The 14,510-nt window shown below is 61.7% G+C and carries 12 protein-coding genes; 5 read left to right on the top strand and 7 right to left on the bottom strand.

Annotation, left to right across the window (positions count from 1 at the left end; translation table 11 throughout):
* Positions 1-255: 255 nt before the first annotated feature.
* Both EV286_RS21475 and EV286_RS21470 read right to left on the bottom strand, forming a co-directional pair.
* A complete protein-coding gene (locus EV286_RS21475) occupies positions 256-1,938 on the bottom strand; it encodes an arylsulfatase (protein WP_132959201.1) in 1,683 nt (560 codons plus the stop codon).
* Between the two features lie 479 nt (positions 1,939-2,417).
* A complete protein-coding gene (locus EV286_RS21470) occupies positions 2,418-3,050 on the bottom strand; it encodes a TetR/AcrR family transcriptional regulator (RefSeq protein ID WP_132959200.1) in 633 nt (210 codons plus the stop codon).
* Between the two features lie 107 nt (positions 3,051-3,157).
* Between EV286_RS21470 and EV286_RS21465 the strand changes: the two genes are divergently transcribed.
* From EV286_RS21465 to EV286_RS21455, 3 genes are all read left to right on the top strand, one after another.
* A complete protein-coding gene (locus tag EV286_RS21465; RefSeq protein ID WP_132959199.1) occupies positions 3,158-4,189 on the top strand; it encodes an aldo/keto reductase in 1,032 nt (343 codons plus the stop codon).
* Between the two features lie 219 nt (positions 4,190-4,408).
* Positions 4,409-4,867 carry a DCC1-like thiol-disulfide oxidoreductase family protein gene (locus EV286_RS21460; protein WP_132959198.1) on the top strand — a complete coding sequence of 153 codons (459 nt, stop codon included), beginning with the start codon at positions 4,409-4,411 and terminating at the stop codon, positions 4,865-4,867.
* Positions 4,822-6,522 carry an SDR family oxidoreductase gene (locus EV286_RS21455; RefSeq protein ID WP_281041105.1) on the top strand — a complete coding sequence of 567 codons (1,701 nt, stop codon included), beginning with the start codon at positions 4,822-4,824 and terminating at the stop codon, positions 6,520-6,522. Before EV286_RS21460 ends, EV286_RS21455 begins: the two co-directional genes overlap by 46 nt.
* A 59-nt stretch (positions 6,523-6,581) precedes the next feature.
* On the opposite strand, the gene EV286_RS21450 is transcribed toward EV286_RS21455, so the two are convergent.
* The 5 genes from EV286_RS21450 to EV286_RS21430 all read right to left on the bottom strand — a co-directional run bounded on the left by EV286_RS21450 (position 6,582) and on the right by EV286_RS21430 (position 12,853).
* On the bottom strand, positions 6,582-7,769 hold the full coding sequence (locus EV286_RS21450) for a Gfo/Idh/MocA family oxidoreductase (protein ID WP_132959196.1): 1,188 nt from the start codon (positions 7,767-7,769) through the stop codon (positions 6,582-6,584).
* A gap of 134 nt (positions 7,770-7,903) precedes the next feature.
* Positions 7,904-8,959: a sugar phosphate isomerase/epimerase gene (locus EV286_RS21445; protein WP_132959195.1), complete on the bottom strand. Its 1,056-nt coding sequence runs from the start codon at positions 8,957-8,959 to the stop codon at positions 7,904-7,906.
* A gap of 249 nt (positions 8,960-9,208) precedes the next feature.
* Complete coding sequence (locus EV286_RS21440; protein ID WP_132959194.1) at positions 9,209-10,156, bottom strand: substrate-binding domain-containing protein; 948 nt, start codon at positions 10,154-10,156, stop codon at positions 9,209-9,211.
* 87 nt (positions 10,157-10,243) lie between these two features.
* The gene (locus EV286_RS21435; protein ID WP_132959468.1) at positions 10,244-11,248 is read right to left on the bottom strand and encodes an ABC transporter permease; all 1,005 of its coding nucleotides are present in this window, start codon (positions 11,246-11,248) and stop codon (positions 10,244-10,246) included.
* 78 nt (positions 11,249-11,326) lie between these two features.
* Positions 11,327-12,853 carry a sugar ABC transporter ATP-binding protein gene (locus tag EV286_RS21430; protein WP_132959193.1) on the bottom strand — a complete coding sequence of 509 codons (1,527 nt, stop codon included), beginning with the start codon at positions 12,851-12,853 and terminating at the stop codon, positions 11,327-11,329.
* A gap of 164 nt (positions 12,854-13,017) precedes the next feature.
* Here EV286_RS21430 and EV286_RS21425 point away from each other — a divergent pair, with 164 nt between their 5' ends.
* Entirely contained in the window at positions 13,018-14,049 is a 1,032-nt protein-coding gene (locus tag EV286_RS21425; protein ID WP_132959192.1) for a LacI family DNA-binding transcriptional regulator, read from the top strand.
* A 197-nt stretch (positions 14,050-14,246) separates the two neighbouring features.
* The gene (locus tag EV286_RS21420; protein WP_132959191.1) at positions 14,247-14,459 is read left to right on the top strand and encodes a hypothetical protein; all 213 of its coding nucleotides are present in this window, start codon (positions 14,247-14,249) and stop codon (positions 14,457-14,459) included.
* Positions 14,460-14,510 lie beyond the last annotated feature (51 nt).

Raw genomic sequence — 14,510 nt, 5'->3', positions numbered from 1 at the left:
AGGCGATGGTTTAAACAAAATGGAAGACCGTTGTACAGGTTGGATTTGTCAAAACTGTAACGTTGTAGTTGGGGTGTGGATATCTGCCTTCGGAGCCGTGAAATCGCCCGCCCTGCACGGCGGACGGCAGAGCCTTGCCGCCCACGGCCGCCCGGCCCCTTGGTGTCTGCACCCATTGCGGTCGTTCAGACATCAAGGGTCGAGCAAACAGGCGGAAGCCGCATGGGGCGTCCGCCTGTCCTTGATGTTCCAGACTTAGTTGCCTGGCTTGTTCTTGATGGCCGCGTCAATCTGGCGCTTCACAGCTTCCAGATTGAAGGAGGCCGGGTCTTGCATCGGCGGGTAGTCGACCGCCGTAAGCGCAAGCTTGGCAACTTCCTGCTGAACGCTGACGAACCGCCAGAATTCGCGTGCGAAGAAGTCGTTCATGTAACCTCCACCTTGATCATTGAGGCTTTGCTCGCCAATCGATGGTGTCCGTTCGAATGGATCCTGACGGATATTGACCATGGTCGGCATGTCCGTCGTTACCTTTTCGCCGGGCCAGCCCTTAGGCTGCTGGAAGAACTGGAACTTGAAGTTGTCGATGCGGACAGCACCGAGTGCGGGGCCGCCGAAATAGAAGAACTCATGACGCGCGGACGGTGATTTGCCCGTCAACAGGTCCAGCTGGTTGTAGCCATCGAGGTGATTCTTGTAGGTCGCGTCACCCAGCTTCACGCCCTTGAGCAACTGGTCGGTAATGTCGGGATTTCCCGCCGCTGCCACCAGCGTGGGGAACCAATCGAGGGCGGAGAAGATACCGTTCTCAACCGTCCCCGCCTTGACCTTGCCGGGCCAGCGAATGATGGCCGGCGCACGGAAGCCGCCTTCCATGACCGTTCCCTTGGTGCCCTTGAACGGCGTCATGCCACCGTCGGGCCAGGTGAATACCTCAGCGCCATTGTCGGTTGTGAAAACGACGATGGTGTTGTCGGCTTCGCCCGCATCCTCCACGCATTTCAGGATCGCTCCGACGTTGTCATCGAGCTGCGCCATCCCGGCTTCCTCGAGGCCGTAGTTGGACTCGCTGTTCATGAGCGCTTGATACTTGGGCGACAGGAACGTCCAGACGTGCATGCGCGTCGTATTGTGCCAGACAAAGAACGGCTTTCCGTCGGTCTTGGCCTTGTCCATGAAGTCGCACGACGCCTTGACCAGCACTTCGTCGAAGGTGGTCATGTCGTACTTCGCCTTGGGCGTTATGTCATGCATGTTCGGCACGTTGGACATGTCGGGGTATGGAGCCAGCGGCCCTTCGTCCATGATCCGCTGCTTGCCGATCTTGCCCCAGCGCGGCTGCTCGGTCGCGTCGTCCGTATCGGTGGCAAAGCTATGGACCAGATTTCGCGGTCCGACCTTGTCACGGTAGGACTGGTCATTCGGGAACGAATACCAATAGGGATCCGACATCGCATCGAGGTGATAGAGGTAGCCAAAGAATTCATCGAAGCCATGCACGGTCGGCAGAAACTTGTTCAAGTCGCCGAGATGGTTCTTGCCGAATTGACCAGTGGCATACCCTTGGGTCTTCAGGGCGGCGGCAAGCGTTGCGGCCTGGGCCGGCATGCCGACGTCTGCGCCCGCCTGGCCGACCGTCGTCAGGCCGGTGCGCAGCGGGATCTCACCGGTGATGAAGCTAGCTCGCCCGGCAGTGCAGCTCGCCTCCGCGTAATAGTCGGTGAACATCAAGCCATCGGCCGCCAGCTTGTCGAGGTTGGGCGTCTTGCCGGACATGATCCCGCGATGATAGGCGCCGATGTTGAACCAACCGATGTCATCACCCATGATGACAAGGATGTTGGGCTTCGCCTGCTGCTGCGCGACTGCCGGTGCAGCCAGCGTCGTTGCGCATGCGGAAGCCAGCAGACCAAAGCATAGGTTTCGAATGGTACTCATGGGTTGCATTCCTCCCTCTATGTTTGTGCACGGCACGGCCCAACCGGAATTACCTCCCAAGGCAGAGGGAACTCCCATCCTCCCGATCGGGACGGCCTGGTATCGTGAAGCTATGCGGCAGGTGCCGCGGGACGTTTGCGTGTGCTGAGTTTGTAAATGCCGCTCGAATTGCTCGCCCATAGCGCGGCGAGATGCGTAGCAGCCATCAAGCGCCGATGGCTGGCATTGAGATGCCTGCTGTCGCGAACCGTCTCAGTGTCCCAGCGGTCCGAGACGCGACTATCGCACATCTTGCACTACGCCACCAGATTGAAACCCTCGCCCGATGAAGCGGAGCGTTGTGACGCCGGCTGCAGGAACCACGCTGGAGCGAGCAAAGCCGGCTCTTGCTGCCGAGACCTCGCTGAAGGTCTCACCTTGGCCACGGGCAGTCATCTGCCGCGGGCGATTGCCGGTCTGGGGTATCACCGGAAAGGAAATCAGGCGTGAGGCGGTGTCCCTGCCCTGTAGCGCAGGCCATCCACGAGCAGTGCCATCATCCGACGCGTCTGCGTGGGGTCTTCGCCGTGTGCCAACGTGGAAAGCTGCATCCCGGCGCGCAGGAGTTCGCCGGCTTCGACGTCGGCGCCCACCGCGCCGTCTGCCCGCGCGGCGTCCAGCAGGCTTCTCAGCGCCGGCGTCATGCGGTTCTCGAAATAGTCCGGCAGCGCCTCATAGGCCGGGTTGCCCGAATGCAGGGCGGCAGCCAGGCCGCGTTTGGCCATGATGAAGTCGACGTAGCGCTGCATCCATAGTGCGAGCGCCTCGCCCGGCGGATGCTCCGCCGCAAGGGCCGCAGCCGCCTCGGCGCACGCGTCCACCTCATTGCGCACGACGGCCTTGATGAGGTCCGACCGCTGCGGGAAGTGTCGGTAGACCGTGCCGACGCCAACGCCGGCCTTCTCAGCAACCTCGCGCACCGGCGCATCCACGCCTGATGTCGCGAACACCGCCATGGCCGCGCGAAGCAGCGCATCCATGTTGCGGCGCGCGTCCGCACGGACCGGCCGTTCCAGGCCGCCGTGATAGTCCTGCTCGTCGCTCAACCCTTTCACTCCGTCGTTCACGAACATGCCTCTTGCGAAACGGAACAATGTTCCGTATAAATGGAAACGTGTTCCGCTTTGGCTTTATAACCCAGCCGCGCGGATTTTGCCAGATTTTAACGAAGGAGATGAGCATGCAATACCGCCCCCTCGGCCGGACCGGCATGGAGGTCAGCCCCTATTGCCTTGGCGCGATGATGTTCGGCGCCTTCGGCAATCCCGACCACGAAGACTCCATCCGCATCATCCACAAAGCGCTCGACGCCGGCATCAACTTCATCGATACCGCCGATATCTACAGTTACGGCGAGTCCGAGGAGATCGTCGGCAAGGCGCTCAAGGGCCGCCGCGACAACGTCGTGCTGGCCACCAAGGCCTATAATCCGATGGGCGACGCCCCGAACCAGCGAGGTGCCTCCCGTCGCTGGCTGTTTCGCGCGGTGGAGGATTCGCTTCGCCGCCTGCAGACCGACTATATCGATCTCTTCCAGATGCATCGTCCGGCACCGGACACCGATATCGAGGAAACCCTCTCGGCGCTCACCGATCTGATGCGCGCCGGCAAGATCCGCGCGATCGGCTCCTCGACCTTTCCAGTCTCCGATATCATCGAAGCGCAGTGGGTCGCGGAGCGGCGCGGCCTCGCCCGTTTCCGCACCGAGCAGCCGCCCTATTCGATCCTGAACCGCGTCATCGAGCGTGAGGTCCTGCCCACCTGCGAACGCTATGGGATGGGAGCGATGGTGTGGAGCCCGCTCGCCATGGGCATGCTCACTGGCCGCTACCGCCGTGACCAGCCGCAGCCGGAAAGCAGCCGGGTCAGGTTCTTCCCGAAACAGATGTCGCACGCGCGCAGCCTGGAAGCGGTGGAGCAACTGATCTCGCTGGCTGAATCGGCCGACATGACGCTCACGCATATGGCGCTTGCCTTCGTGATGGCGCATCCCGGCGTCACCTCGGCCATCATCGGACCGCGCAGGATGGAGCATCTTGACGATCTTCTTGCAGGCGCCGAAGTGCGCCTCACCGACGACATCCTCGACCAGATCGACGCGATCGTGCCGCCGGGCACGGAAACCGGGCCGATCGAAGCCAACTACCAGCCTCCGGCGCTCCAGAACGCCGAGCTGCGCCGCCGCTCGCTCACCGAGCGCGCGGCCGCCTGACAGGGCCGGCCGAGCGCAAGCACAACAACGTGCGCCTGTTGCTGCTGCAGCAACAGGCGCACGGGCAGCCTTCCAGCCGTCCCTGGAAAACGGCATGCTCGAAGCAGGATAAGATCGTATTTGGCTGCGGGCGGCTATCGGACAATCTTCATGTTGATCGAATAAAAAAGCGCGCATAAGTTGTCGCAACAGGCATTCAAGAGCTCGAAGTACACGCGCATGCTTAAAAACCGCGAACCGTTTTCTTACAGGAAGGACAAATCTGTCCCGCCGTTCTCTGCAGCCGGCGTTTTTACGGTGATGGATGCCCGCTGTTCCCTTTGCGCGCGGGGTGCCGCCTGGATTGCCCGGAATGACAAAGCCGAGGAGTTCAAGATCGTTCCCCTGCAATCCGACCTGGGTGGCGCGTTGATGAGGCACTACGGGCTTGATCCAAGCGACCCTGCCTCGTGGCTATACGTGGAAGACGGGCAGGCATATTCATCGCTGGATGCAGTCATTCGGGTCGGGAAACGCCTTGGCGGGATCTGGAAGATCCTCTCCCTGCTTCGTGTTCTTCCGGCAGCCTTCCAGGATGGCCTGTATCGCTTCGTTGCTGTCAACCGCATCAGGTTCTTTGGAACCTCCGACCTGTGCCAACTTCCCGATCCCGAGGTCAGAAAGAGACTATTGCTTTGAAGGTTCTCATCCTCGGGGGATATGGCGTCTTTGGCGGGCGGTTGGCCGAACTTCTTTCTGATATTGCCGAGATCGAGCTCGTCATCTGCGGTCGCAACCTGTCACGCGCAATCGAATTCTGCGATTCGTTTCGCGGCAAGGCCACCGTTCGGCCACTGCGCCTTGACCGCGCCGAGATCGCGCAGGCGTTGGAGGTCGAATGCCCGGACCTTGTCGTTGACGCATCCGGCCCATTTCAGAACTATGGTGACACGCCATATGGCGTCATCACGGCCTGCATTGCATCGGGAACAGATTATGTGGATTTCGCCGATGCCGCCGATTTCGTGTTTGGCGTATCGAAATTCAATGCAGATGCCGAGGAGGCGGGAGCCTTTGTGCTCTCCGGTGTCAGCAGCTTCCCCGTACTGACCGGTGCGGTGCTGCGCGAAATGGCCAAGACAATGGACATTGTATCGGTGAGAGGCGGAATAGCGCCATCGCCGTTTGCCGGCATAGGGCTCAATGTCATGCGGGCAGTCGTCGGCTATGCTGGCGCACCCGTGAAGCTCTACCGAAATGGTGTTCAGACCGTTGCGCATGGTCTCGCCGAGAGCATGCGTTATACGATTGCCGTTCCCGGAAGATTGCCGCTGAGGAATATTCGTTTCTCGCTCGTCGACGTTCCGGACCTCCAGGTTGTTCCACCCGAGCACGAAACAATGCGGGATATCTGGATGGGAGCCGGACCGGTGCCCGAGTTCCTGCATCGCATTCTCAATCTGCTGGCCAGAGCACGAGCGGCGACGGCACTGCCTTCCCTGACGCCACTGTCTCGTCTGTTTTACACCGTGCTTAACCTGATGAAGTTCGGGGAACATCGCGGTGGCATGTTTGTGCACGCCAGGGGATTGAGAGACGGCAAGCAAACCGAACAGAGCTGGCATCTTTTGGCGGAGGGGGATGACGGTCCCTACATTCCATCAATGGCCATCGAGGCGATTATACGCAGACTCCTGGACGGTATTCGCCCACAGGCGGGAGCTCGACCTGCCATCCGGGCGTTGGACCTCGCGGACTACGACCAGCTATTTGCGGGCCGTTCGATCTATGCAGGCTTCCGAGGCGCCCAAACAGCGAGCGACCCCATTTACAGGCAGGTTTTGGGAGCAGGCTTTGAAACGCTCCCGTCTCCGGTAAAGGCGTTGCACGACGCCATACGATCGCGCACATGGCGCGGACAGGCCGAAGTCATGCAGGGAAAATCCAGGATTGCACGGGCCGTTTGCCGCATCATGGGCTTTCCCGACACTGCGGCCGATGTTCCAGTAAGTGTGGCTTTATCGCCAGAGCAGCGTGCCGAGGCATGGACCAGAACCTTCGGGGAAAAGTCCTTCTCATCCGTTCAGAAATGCGGCACAGGCAGAAACGATCTCTTGATACTCGAACGTTTCGGAATGATCACTGTCGCCCTCGCGCTTGTCATCGAGGGGGATCGGCTTCTGTTCGTTCCCCGCAGCTGGTCTCTGCTCGGCATTCCGCTTCCCCGAGCATTGATGCCAACCGGCCGGAGCTTTGAAACAGGGCACGAGGGGCGGTTTCGCTTTGATGTCGAGATTGCCATGCCCGGCATCGGGCTAATTGTCGCCTATAAGGGAACCATGGAGCCCGTCTAGACAGCCTCCGCGAAGCCGTGGCGCGCGGGAACGGATGTCCCCGCGCAACCGGCGCTGGGTCAGACCTTGACCCAGGCGCCGTTCTTCTTCGAGGAGGCGACGCAGGCTTCGACGAAGGCTACCCCCTTCACGCCGTCGTCGACGGTCGGATAGACGACGGCCTTGTCGACGGCCTTGCCCTTCTTGGCAGCGTTGATGGCGTGCGCTGCTTCCGTATAGATCGTCGCGAAGGCTTCGAGATAGCCTTCCGGATGGCCGGACGGCACGCGCGAGACGCGGGCGGCGGCGGCACCGGAACCGGCACCGTTGCGGGTGATCAGCCGCTTCTGGTCGCCGAACGGCGTGTACCAAAGATAGTTCGGATCGGCCTGCACCCATTCGATGCCGCCCTTGGTACCGTAGACGCGGACCTTGAGCCCGTTCTCGTGGCCGGGCGCCACCTGGCTGCACCAGAGCATGCCCTTAGCCGGCTTCTCCTTGCCCTTCGCCTTGAAGCGCAGCATCACGTGGGCGTTGTCGTCAAGGCGGCGGCCTTCGACGAAGCTGTCGAGATCGGCCGCGAGGCTGTCGAGTTCGAGCCCGGTGATGAACGAGGCGAGATTGTAGGCGTGCGTGCCGATATCGCCCGTCGAACCGCCGACGCCCGATTGCGCCGGGTCGGTGCGCCAGGCGGCCTGCTTCTGGCCCGACTGCTCGATCGCTTCCGTGAGCCAGTCCTGCGGATATTCGGCCTGCACGATGCGGATATCGCCGAGCTCGCCATTGGCGATCATCTCGCGCGCCTGCCGCACCATCGGATAGCCGGTGTAGTTATGTGTCAGGATGAACAGCGCGCCGCTCTCGTCGGCAACCTTCTTCAGCTTCTTCGCATCGGCAAGGTTGGAGGTCAGCGGTTTGTCGCAGATGACATGGATGCCACGGCGCAGGAATTCCTTGGCCGCATCATAGTGGACGTGGTTTGGCGTGACGATCGAGACCGCCTCGATGCCGTTCTTTAGCTTCGCCTCGCGGATCGCCATTTCCTTGTAGCTCGAATAGGTGCGCGCCGGATCGAGACCGAGGTCGCGCCCGGAGGCGACCGCCTTTTCCGGAGAGGCCGAAAGCGCGCCGGCGATCAGCTCATATTGGTCGTCGATGCGCGCCGCGATGCGATGCACCGCGCCGATGAAGGCGCCGGCGCCGCCGCCGACCATGCCGAGCCGGATGCGCGGCTCGCGTGTTTGTTCAGATGATCCTTCGATTGCCATAGGTCTCCTCCTGAGAATTCTGATGCGGAGGTTTGCCCTCCTCCCCTGCCCTGCAGGGCTCACTCCCGACCGGGCGAGACTATACGCCCGGTCAGGTCCCGCCGGATCGATCTCCGGCGGGGCCGAATTACGCTTTATGCCAGCCCCAGCATCCGCCGGTTGGCCGCCTGATCGGTGCCGCCGGCGGCGAAATCGTCGAAGGCCTTCTCCGTGACGCGGATGATATGCGCCTTCACGAATTCAGCGCCTTCGCGGGCGCCGTCTTCCGGATGCTTCAGCGCGCATTCCCATTCGACCACGGCCCAGCCATCAAAGTTGTTCGCCGTCATCTTCGAGAACACCGCACCGAAATCGACCTGGCCGTCGCCGAGCGAACGGAACCGGCCGGCGCGCTCGACCCAGCCCTGATAGCCGCCGTAAACGCCCTGACGGCCGGTCGGATTGAACTCGGCATCCTTGACGTGGAACATCTTGATGCGGTCTTTGTAGATGTCGATGTTATCGAGATAATCGAGGCACTGCAGGATGTAGTGCGACGGATCATAGAGCATGTTGGCACGCGGATGGTTGCCGACGCGCTCGAGGAACATCTCGTAGGTGATGCCGTCGTGCAGGTCTTCGCCCGGATGGATCTCGTAGCATACGTCAACGCCTTGAGAGTCGGCATGGTCGAGGATCGGCTTCCAGCGACGGGCAAGCTCGTCGAACGCCGTCTCGACGAGACCGGCGGGGCGCTGCGGCCAGGGATAGATGAAGGGCCAGGCAAGCGCACCTGAGAAGGTCGCGTGCGCCTTGATGCCAAGGTGCTTCGACGCCGTCAGCGCCATCTTGACCTGCTCGACCGCCCATTCCTGGCGTGCCTTCGGATTGCCGCGCACTTCGGGTGCAGCAAAGCCGTCGAAGGCTTCGTCATAGGCAGGATGCACGGCAACGAGCTGGCCCTGCAGATGGGTGGAAAGCTCGGTGACCTCGACGCCGTTCTCGCGCGCCTTGCCGGCGAACTCGTCGCAATAGTCCTTGGAAGTCGCGGCCTTCTTGAGGTCGATGAGCTGGCTGGCCCAGGTGGGAACCTGGACGCCTTTGTAGCCGATGTCGGCCGCCCATTTGGTGATCGCATCCCAAGAGTTGAAAGGGGCGGCATCGCCCGCGAACTGCCCGAGGAACAGGCCAGGGCCCTTGATCGTTTTCATGTCGGATTCCTCCCTAAATGACGACCGTAAACGTTTCTGGAAACTTGTAGCATGCAATTTGGCGGGAGCAAGGCGCCTCCTCGCCCTTGCCGTCAGATTTTGGCCGAAGCCAAGACCGGTAGGCTGCGACCTAACCACGACCAACCCGGTCGGGCAAGAGGTACGTGCCGCATTTTCATCGCCCGGCGACTTCAGGACAAAGAAAATGCGCCCGTCCTTTCGGAGGGGCGCATGCATGGATCGGATTGATCAGAACGGGGAATCCGGGAAGTAGTAGTTCTTGGCATTGTCCTTGGTGATGAGCGTCGCATCGAGGATGTAGTTGCCGTGAACCGGAACCTGGTCGTAGAGCGAAGCAGCCGTCAGCTCCATCGCGGTGCCGACCATCGCCGGCGGATAGAGAACGTCGACCGGGATCATCTTGTCGCCGTCCATGACCTTCTTGATCATGTCCTTGGAGCCGGCGCCGGCAACGACATACTTGATGTCGGTGCGCTTGGCCTGCTCGATGGCCTGGAGAACGCCGACAGCCATGTCATCGTCCTGGCACCATACGACGTCGATCTTCGGATACTTGGTCAGGTAGTCCTGCATGACCTTGAAGGCATCGTCGCGGTTCCAGTTGCCGTACTGGCGGTCGAGAACCTTGACGTTCGAGCCGGCAATACCCTTGTCGAAGCCGTCCTGGCGCTGCTGGTCGATCGGGATCGGCAGGCCGCGGATGACGACGACTTCGGCGTCCGGCGTCTGCGAAGCGATGTACTTGCCAGCGACTTCGCCGACAGCCGGGTTGTTGCCGGCGACGTAGAGGTCGCGAACCGAGTTGTCGTTGTTCGACGGAGCGCGGTCCACCAGAGCCACGAACTTGCCCTTGTCCTTGACTTCCTTGATGGCGTTGACGAGCGGATCCGGATCCGACGGCAGGATGACGAGGGCATCGATGCCCTGCGTATCAAGGTCCTGCACGGCGTTGGCCTGGCTGGCCGGGTCCGGCGAGGTCTTGACGATGACGTTGAGGCCCGGATGCTCCTCCATCAGCTTCTTGGCGACGCGTTCGGCATGGAACACGACGCCGGCAGTCCAGCCATGGTCGGCGGCCGGAATGGACACGCCGATGGTGAAATTCTTGTCCTGGGCATGAACGGCACCGGCGAAAGTCGCCGCTGCTACGGTCAGGCCCAACATGAGCTTACGCATGCTTATTTCCTCCCAATAAAACGTCAGGGACTTGTTCACCTCCGGGCCGGGCGCCCTGCGAGCCCGGCCAATTCGTGAAATGGCTGCTTACGACTTCCGCACCAGCGAGCGCTGGACGAGCATCGCGATAATGATGATGGCACCCTGGATCGCGCCGATGAGATATTCGCTGATGAAGTTCGACAGCAGCATGATGTTGCCGACGAGCTCGAGGATGAAGGCGCCGCAGATCGTTCCCCAGACCCGGCCGGCGCCGCCCTTCAGCGCCGTGCCGCCGACGACGACGGCGGTGATCGCCTGCAGTTCCCACAGGATGCCGGTCGTCGCCGAGGTCGAGCCGAGGCGCGGAACGTAGAGCAGCACGGCGATGGCGACACAGAGCCCCTGGATGACGAAGGCGATGGTGCGCACCCGGTTGACCGCGATACCCGAATAGCGCGCGACATCGCTGTTGGAACCGACGGCCACGACATGGCGGCCATAGCGCGTGCGATAGAGGATGAACGCAGCAATCGCCGTGACGACGAGGATGACCACGATCGGGACCGGCACACCGCCGATACTGCCGAAATAGGCCGGGCGGTAGAGCGACTGGATTTCCGACGAGCGCAGCGTGATCGCGCCGCCCTGCGACAGCCAGGTCGTGAGCCCGCGATAGATGCCCATCGTGCCAAGCGTGGCGATGAAGGGCTCGATCTTGCCGACCGTGGTGATGAGGCCGTTCGCAAGGCCACACAGGGCGCCGGCAACGACAGTGAAGGCGACCGCAGCCACGAGCATGAGCGTGGGATCGGCGATCACGCCGGAATTTATCAGCAGGATCATCAGGCTCGCCACGAAGGCGACCATCGAGCCAACGGAAAGATCGAGATCGCCCGCTGAGATGACGAAGGTCGCACCGACCGCAATGATGGCGATGAAGGCACAGCGCGTCGCGACGTTCGCGAGATTGGTGATGCCGATGAAATTCGGATTGACCAGCGCTCCGACGATCAGGAGCAGCGCAAGAGCCGCAAAGGGCGCAACCGCGCGCAGATCGACATCCCGCCAGGATCTGCGCCGGATCTCCCTGGTTTCCTCGTTAGCACTCATGTCCAAAATCGACCTCCCGTCCCATCCGCGATGGGTATCTTCTTATTTTGCTCGCAGCCGCCTGCCGACCCGCCGCTCTCAGGCGGCGGTCTGCCTCTTCAGTCCCGCCGCGTAGCGCATGATTTCCTGTTCGGAGATCTCGTCTCCCTCGAGCATCCCGACGATCCGCCCCTCGCGCATCACGGCGACGCGCGTGCAGAGCCCGATGATCTCCGGCATTTCCGAGGAAACGACGATGATCGACCGGCCGTCGCGCGCAAGCGCCGAGATGAAGTGGTAGATCTGCTGCTTGGTGCCGACGTCGATGCCGCGTGTCGGCTCGTCGATGATGATGATCTGCGGCTCGGTCTCCATGACCTTGGCAAGCAGGAGCTTCTGCTGGTTGCCGCCCGACATACGCCCGGCCACGATCTTGCTGTCGCGCACACGTATATCGAATCGGCGCTTGGCCTTGGCGAGGGCGGCCGCCTCGCTATTTGGGCTCAGATAGCCGTGGCTGACATGGCGCTCCAGCGACTGCAGCGTCAGGTTGGCCGCCATGTTGGAGCGCAGCAGCAGACCCTTCGACTTGCGATCCTTGGTCATGTAGGCAAGACCCGCCCGGTTTGCCGCCCGCGCATCGCCGGAATGGACGTGCTCGCCCTTGATGACGACCTCGCCGGAAAGACGGGTCCGCAGGCCCGCGATCGCTTCCATCAGCTCGGTGCGGCCCGAACCGATCAGCCCCGAAAAGCCGATCACCTCGCCCTTGCGAACCTCGAAGCTCGCATCCTTGACATAGCCGGTCGAAATGCCGCTGACGCGGAGCACGACCTCTTCGTCGACATTGGGCTCGAACTTGGCCGGATAGAGGCTCGAAAGCTCGCGACCGACCATCAGCTGCGCGATCGATTCCCCGTCCAGAATGCCGGTCGGCGCCGTCTTGACCCATTGCCCGTCGCGCAGGACGGTAACGCGGTCGGTAAGCTCCATAACTTCATCCAGCTTGTGCGAGACGAAGACGAAACTCGTGCCCTTGTCACGCAGCTTGCGCACCTGCTTGAACAGCATGTTCGTCTCTTCGCGCGACAGCACGGCCGTCGGCTCGTCCATGAAGACGACGCGCGCATCGCGGCTGATCGCCTTGGCGATCTCGACCATCTGCTTGTCGGCAATGGAAAGCGTGCTGATGAGCGCATTCTCGTCGACATGCGAACCAAGCGTGTCGAGAACCTTGCGCGTCTCGGAGCGCATGTACCTGCGGTCGAGCACACCGAATCGCGTGACCTCTCGCCCGAGGAACAGACTTTCGGTGACGGTCAGGTGTTCGGCGAGATTGAATTCCTGGTGGATGATGACGATGCCCAGCGCCTCGGCAGCACCGTTCGGCGGCAACACCACCGACTTGCCGTCGAGGAGAATCTCGCCCGACGTCGGCTGTTCGAAGCCGGACAGTATCTTGACGAGGGTGGATTTTCCGGCGCCGTTTTCGCCCATCAGGGCATGGATTTCACCTGCGCGCAGGTCGAAATTCACGCTGAAAAGAACCTGCACGCCGCTGAAGGATTTGCAAATGCGCTTCGCCGACAGAACTACCGGCGCAGCCTCTGCATTATCCGCTGTCATGACGTCCTCCCTGCGGCTCCCATCCGCTTGGAGGCATATGTAAACCTTTACATCGCGCATGTAAAGGTTTACATCGTGTAATTACATCGACTTGTTGAAAGGTGCATTTGACCTGCCGACAAGCCTGTGTAGTGTGCGGCGAAGACAGCCCAAGGCAGAATCCCGTGTCGAATTCCACGCCCGCAACCATCGAAGACGTCGCCCGGATCGCCGAGGTTTCCATCGCGACCGTTTCGCGGGCAATCCACATGCCGGAGAAGGTCGCCAATTCGACGCGACTCAAGGTCAACCAGGCGATCGCCATCACCGGCTACACGACGAATGCCATGGCGCGCAGCCTGCGCCTCGGCCGTTCCAACATGATCCTCGTCGTGGCGCCCGATATCGGCGACCCGAACTTCTCCAACATATTGATCGGCCTGGAGAATGAAGCCCGCGCCCACGGCTACGGCATCCTGATCGGCCATACCCAGAACGATGCCCAGCGCGGTCTCGAATATCTGAAGTTCTTCAGCTCGAACCAGGCGGCCGGCCTCATTCTCTTCACCGGCATCCTGCCGTTCGGCCACCAGACGATGACTGCGCAGCTGCCGCCAAGCGTCGGCGTCTTCGAACCGGTCTTCAACGGCGGGATTCCCTATGTCGGCGTCGACGACATCGAGGGTGCCCGCAAGGCCGTCGACCTGTTGCTCGCCGAGGGGCACCGCAAGATCGCCTTCATCGGTGATTCGCGTACGCGGCTCGCCTATAGCCGCCGGCGGGAAGGCTACGAAGCAGGGCTCGATGCGGCCGGCATCCCGCAGGACATGCGCATCGTGCTCGAAGGGGACGGCACGATCGAAAGCGGGCGCCATGCCGTCGAACAGGTCTTCATCCGCGATACGCTGCCGACCGCCTTCATGTGCGTCAACGACCAGACAGCGATCGGCGTCATGATCGGCCTTGGCGCCCGGGGTTACGATATTCCACGGGACTTCTCGGTAACCGGCTTCGACGACGTGCCGCAGGCCGTCTTCATGACCCCGTCGCTGACGACGATCCGCCAGCCGCGCACCGCAATCGGCAAGCATGCGATGGCGCTGCTACTGGAACTGCTCTCGGACGGACAGCCCGCCGAAACTGAGATCCTCCTCAGGCCGGACCTCATCGTGCGCAGCTCGGTCTCCGCCCCGCCCCGCAACTGGCAGAAACGCTGACCACGCAGCGGCGCGATGCATCCTGGGCGAGCCGCAATGCGATTGCCGCCCGGACCTGATGCGCTCTAGGCGCTCAAGAGGCACACGGCCCGGCTGTTGGCTAAATGGGGGTTGATGGGGACCTTCATTCGTGGTTGATCCAGTCATTGGACGCTGGCAGGCAATCCAAGGGACGTGAAACGACGCTGGAGCAACCGATGGATCAAACTCTGTTCAAGAGTCTCTGCAAGGCCGGTAAATTCAAGGATGCGCTCGGCCTCGCCGTCCAGGGCCGCGAGAACGAAAAGTTCACGCCGAGCCGTTTCTCGATCGACAAGAAGACCGGACTGCCAATCTTCTACCGCGGCAACAAGCGCGTGGAGCCCGACGCGACGGGTGAGTGGCAATTGGCGAAAAACCCCAACCGGTAGCGCAGCTTCTGTGCAAGGCCGACAATACCGCACGATGGTCTGACTTTCGGC

Origin of the sequence: Rhizobium sp. BK251 (genome assembly GCF_004345245.1) — a bacterium.
Taxonomy (GTDB): Bacteria; Pseudomonadota; Alphaproteobacteria; order Rhizobiales; family Rhizobiaceae; genus Rhizobium.
The sequence above is the reverse complement of the archived record's forward strand: the minus strand, read 5'-3'. Positions and strand labels throughout refer to the sequence as shown.

Bases quoted from the DNA above. Each gene is read 5' to 3' on its own strand.
- EV286_RS21420 (WP_132959191.1), top strand. From the start codon at position 14,247: ATGGATCAAACTCTGTTCAAGAGTCTCTGCAAGGCCGGTAAATTCAAG.
- EV286_RS21475 (WP_132959201.1), bottom strand. From the start codon at position 1,938: ATGAGTACCATTCGAAACCTATGCTTTGGTCTGCTGGCTTCCGCATGC.
- EV286_RS21430 (WP_132959193.1), bottom strand. From the start codon at position 12,853: ATGACAGCGGATAATGCAGAGGCTGCGCCGGTAGTTCTGTCGGCGAAG.
- EV286_RS21440 (WP_132959194.1), bottom strand. From the start codon at position 10,156: ATGCGTAAGCTCATGTTGGGCCTGACCGTAGCAGCGGCGACTTTCGCC.
- EV286_RS21460 (WP_132959198.1), top strand. From the start codon at position 4,409: ATGCTTAAAAACCGCGAACCGTTTTCTTACAGGAAGGACAAATCTGTC.
- EV286_RS21435 (WP_132959468.1), bottom strand. From the start codon at position 11,248: ATGAGTGCTAACGAGGAAACCAGGGAGATCCGGCGCAGATCCTGGCGG.
- EV286_RS21450 (WP_132959196.1), bottom strand. From the start codon at position 7,769: ATGGCAATCGAAGGATCATCTGAACAAACACGCGAGCCGCGCATCCGG.
- EV286_RS21465 (WP_132959199.1), top strand. From the start codon at position 3,158: ATGCAATACCGCCCCCTCGGCCGGACCGGCATGGAGGTCAGCCCCTAT.
- EV286_RS21445 (WP_132959195.1), bottom strand. From the start codon at position 8,959: ATGAAAACGATCAAGGGCCCTGGCCTGTTCCTCGGGCAGTTCGCGGGC.
- EV286_RS21470 (WP_132959200.1), bottom strand. From the start codon at position 3,050: ATGTTCGTGAACGACGGAGTGAAAGGGTTGAGCGACGAGCAGGACTAT.